Below are 4,051 nucleotides of genomic sequence, written 5' to 3'. Positions count from 1 at the left end.
TCATTAATGACGCCACCAAATTTCCCTAAAATTGAAATTGCTTTTGCGCTATCTATAGGACTCCCGCCACCTAAGGCAATCAAACCATCATATTCTTGGTGTCGTACCTGCTGCACCCCTGACTCAATAGAGCTTTCAGTAGGCTCAGGCATAGTATCTGAGAATACATCAGCTGTAATCTGAACCTCTTTCAAAATGGTTTGCAGTTTGTCCACATAACCCAGTTTAACCATCATCTCATCCGTAATGATGAGAGGCTTTTTAATACCCAAACTATCTAATATGTTCGGTAGCTTTTGACATGCATCGCGGCCTACCTCCATGATTCTTGGTAGAAGAATACTATGTGACATATTTACCTATCCTTGTGTTGATCACTATGTGTTTAATACTGTGCTAAAACGAGCCTATTAATGTACCTAAGGTAATGACTGCTATGAGTGCAAGCACAGGTACCGCAACAGCTACCACAAAGATATCTTTATAAGACTCTCTATGAGTGAGCTGACAAATTACGAGTAGAGTTATAACTGCACCATTGTGCGGAAGAGCATCTAAACCACCTGATGCTATAGAAGCTACACGATGCATTAACTCAGGATTAATACCAAATTGAGAAGCTAACTGAAGATAGTTGTCCCCCATGGTATTGAGAGCAATACTTAGTCCACCAGACGCTGAGCCAGTAATACCCGCCATAACGTTTACGAAAACAGCCTCTGAAATTAGAGGGTTCTCCGGAGACAAACCTAATAAGAATTCTTTTACGATGATAAACCCGGTTAAAGTAGCGATAACCGATCCATATCCAACTTCAGATGCCGTGTTAAAAATTGGTAGCAATGACCCTAGCGCACCCTCACTGAGCGATTCTTTTAGGTCCTTCCAACGCTTCCAATTGAGCAGAATCATCGCTCCGCAAGACACTACCAAAGCTATAACAATAGCCCAAATACCAAGAACTTTAGATAGAGGAACAGCGCCAAACTCTTCAGTTGCTAGATAGCTGTTATCCATACTAGGTAATAGCCATTTTGTGCAAATGAAATTAATCAATATGACTAAGATGATTGGTAATAACGCTACAAGTAATGAAGGCTTGGCGCTATGATCGACTACCGCTAACTTATCATGATGATGTTGACCATAACCCTCTCCTGCATTTAGAGCTGTTTTAGTACGATAATTAAGCCAAATCATTCCGCCTACTAACATGATCAAGCCACCAATAGCACCAAGACCAGGGGCAGCAAAAGAATCTGTTTTGAAAAATGGCATAGGAATGGCATTTTGAATTGCCGGTGTCCCTGGTAAAGCGGTCATCGTGAAGGTCAAAGCACCCAAGGCGATAGCACCAGGAATAAGTCTTTTAGGGATGTTCAATTCGCGAAATAAAGCAGCAGCGATTGGGTATACAGCAAAGCCCACTACAAACAATGACACACCGCCGTACGTTAAAATCGCACAGGCCATGACGATAGATAAAACAGCTTGCTTCTTACCGAGTTTAGTGACGAGTGACTCTGAGATGCTAAGTGCGGAACCTGAATCATCCATCAACTTACCAAATATAGCGCCTAGTAGAAAAAGCGGGAAGAAGCTGATGATGTATCCACCCAGACCTTTCATAAATACTTGCGTATAGACGCCTAGCATCGTATTAGCCTCACCACTTAAAAGCACAGCAAGCATTGCTAGCAAAGGCGCTAACAAAATCACGCTATGACCACGGTAGGCCAAATACATTAATAACCCTAACGACAGCAAAATGGGCAATAAACTTATCATATGCACTCCCTGTGCTATATATACATAAAATCCATTTCATTATTTTCACATAACGATAAAATTTATATCGTTATGTGAAAATAACAGAATATTTTTATAATGACAAGTCTTAAATCATTAAATATTATCGTTATAATGATTAGAAACATTAGAAGTCATATGGTTAGGGAGTGACAAAGATATGAGTAATACTAAAAAGAAGGGCTCAAGTGTTGAGCGGGTTTTGCAGATTGTGGAAATTCTGGCGAGATCGCAAAGACCAATGAGCGTTAGCGACTTAGCAGATACATTGGATGTACCTATACCTAGTATGTACAGGTTATTAGATCAGCTACAAAATATCGGGTTTGTACAATTGGACTTGCCTGGGAAGGTGACCTCTGGGAAAAGAACCTATAAGTTAGCTATGGACCTATTACAGAATAATCATTTTAAAATTGAAAGACTTGCAATATTACAGCAGCTTTCAGCACAAATAGGAGAAACCGTAGGCATTGCAATTATGAAAGACCTAGATGTAGTTTATGTAGATCGCGTTTTATCTGATTGGCCACTTCAAATATATCTGCCAGTAGGAACTCATGTACCGATTTGGGCAAGTGCAAGTGGGAAGTTATTCTTATCACAACTATCCAATGCAAAATGCGAACGTATCATTAATAAAATATCGATACATGCATTAACTACCAATACGCAAACAGATAAAAAGCAATTGATGCAGACTATTTCTAAGACACGGGATACTAGAGTAGGGATAGACAACGAAGAGTTTATTCCAGGCATGGTTGCTTGTGCTGTACTCATTCCTAATGATGAAAATAAAACGTTTGCTACAGTATTCACCCATGGTCCAACTGTAAGAAAAACTTTGGATGAGCTATTAGAATATGTACCTATTATGCGAGAAGCTGCTCTCGAGCTATCCGTTACTTTTAATCAGGACTATGAATAAATTATTAGCAATGTTTATTATTTATGATACCCGTCAACTCACCTTGACCTAAGCGAATAATTTTATAGAAACTAATTTGGGATATATTAATCAGACAGTACGAGGAATTACTATTCGTGGCAACAAACGTCAGTAATTGAAAATGGTATATTTTAGGTATACACCACTTAAGCCAGTCAAATAGACCGCTTAAAATAGACTGGATACAGTCGAACATGAAATGGTAAATTAACTATCCATTATTTATAGTAATAAGTGAACTTGCCAATTTAAGAATAGGTGGCCATTTGTTTAGGAGTATTTAATTCTTTATTTTTATTTGTAAACAGCTGATATATAAGGCTTTACACGCGAGGCAAGCAGACTTTGTTTACAGAATAGGCACTCTATTACTACGTAGCTGTGTTAAAAGAGGGGTATTTACCACCTTCAATTTCGATCAATTATGCCCACTTAAAACGCCCCTCGATCTTTATCTAAAGACATCACAGCGTCATATGAAAATCGATTTAATGCATTGAGGCTTCATTATAATCATTATATTGCATTCATAATCGCTTTTCTGCAAAATGGCTTATCTATAATCGCTTGAGCCATTCATGATGAACACCCCTACCTCAGACCCTATTGGCGCAGCATGGCTTATCGAGACCTTCCTAAATTTTGTGTAAGTATTTAATCTAAACGTCAGTTACACAGAATCTGGGATGGTCTCTTCAAGTCCTCACTAGCGCACCGATCATAGATAGAATATCTATGGTAAGTACATCATGAAGTACACTGTGGCTATCTCAGCAAGTTGAAACCTTAATACCATTAGCTCACAGCCAAAGATTCAAGTCCTCACTAGGGAATCGAACTTAATAAGTCGCAAACTTATCCTCTTGTTCATCACAGACCTTCAATCCAATTTGCACGGCTTCACTAAGGTCAGCCCCTTCCTTGACACTATGAGGCACATTTGGCGTCAAACGACTTAGCTTTAAGCCATCTACCGCTGCTTTATTAAGCGGTATACCAACGTAAGATTCATCGGTGTAACCCTTAGGATGAAAAAACACCTCACGACCAAAGGAAGGATTTGAGGCACACGCAATCTCACCCTCAGGCACCGTAAACGGATAAGGTGTTGTGTAATATTTACTCCATGTCTGCTCACTCACTACGATATAGCCTGAACCATACAGATCATCTTCTGTATTGCCTGAGCTGCACCCAATCATAACGATAGACGCTACTGCAATTAACCACCTGGACATATTGATTCGCATGGTACGCCGTCCTTATCACGATCTAGCTTGGTATTTCCAC

5 protein-coding genes are annotated in these 4,051 nt (G+C 39.5%); 1 reads left to right on the top strand and 4 read right to left on the bottom strand.

All coding sequences use genetic code 11. From position 1 onward, the window contains the following. Together V7D75_RS14305 and V7D75_RS14300 are read right to left on the bottom strand one after the other, a co-directional pair. Positions 1-353, bottom strand: a 353-nt coding sequence (locus tag V7D75_RS14305) for an iron-containing alcohol dehydrogenase (protein WP_333615102.1), incomplete at its 3' end; no start/stop codon positions are given. 43 nt (positions 354-396) lie between these two features. Further along, positions 397-1,788 carry a GntP family permease gene (locus V7D75_RS14300; RefSeq protein WP_298872567.1) on the bottom strand — a complete coding sequence of 464 codons (1,392 nt, stop codon included), beginning with the start codon at positions 1,786-1,788 and terminating at the stop codon, positions 397-399. Positions 1,789-1,969: 181 nt separating this feature from the next. On the opposite strand from V7D75_RS14300, the gene V7D75_RS14295 reads away from it, so the two are divergent. Continuing rightward, a complete protein-coding gene (locus tag V7D75_RS14295) occupies positions 1,970-2,740 on the top strand; it encodes an IclR family transcriptional regulator (RefSeq protein ID WP_174660670.1) in 771 nt (256 codons plus the stop codon). An 860-nt stretch (positions 2,741-3,600) separates the two neighbouring features. Here the strand turns inward: V7D75_RS14295 and V7D75_RS14290 are convergent. Continuing rightward, positions 3,601-4,011: a hypothetical protein gene (locus tag V7D75_RS14290; RefSeq protein WP_333615101.1), complete on the bottom strand. Its 411-nt coding sequence runs from the start codon at positions 4,009-4,011 to the stop codon at positions 3,601-3,603. Beyond that, positions 3,984-4,051 (bottom strand): excalibur calcium-binding domain-containing protein (locus V7D75_RS14680; RefSeq protein WP_442968976.1); only part of this gene is annotated, 68 nt, incomplete at its 5' end. The genes V7D75_RS14290 and V7D75_RS14680, both read right to left, overlap by 28 nt.

The sequence above is a fragment of the Psychrobacter sp. genome (assembly GCF_036731945.1).
GTDB lineage: Bacteria > Pseudomonadota > Gammaproteobacteria > Pseudomonadales > Moraxellaceae > Psychrobacter.
Note: the sequence above shows the minus strand (reverse complement) of the source record. Positions and strands in the feature narration are given on the sequence as shown.

Excerpts from the sequence above, each read along its gene's own strand:
- V7D75_RS14300 (WP_298872567.1), bottom strand. The coding sequence starts at position 1,788 with ATGATAAGTTTATTGCCCATTTTGCTGTCGTTAGGGTTATTAATGTAT.
- V7D75_RS14295 (WP_174660670.1), top strand. The coding sequence starts at position 1,970 with ATGAGTAATACTAAAAAGAAGGGCTCAAGTGTTGAGCGGGTTTTGCAG.
- V7D75_RS14290 (WP_333615101.1), bottom strand. The coding sequence starts at position 4,011 with ATGCGAATCAATATGTCCAGGTGGTTAATTGCAGTAGCGTCTATCGTT.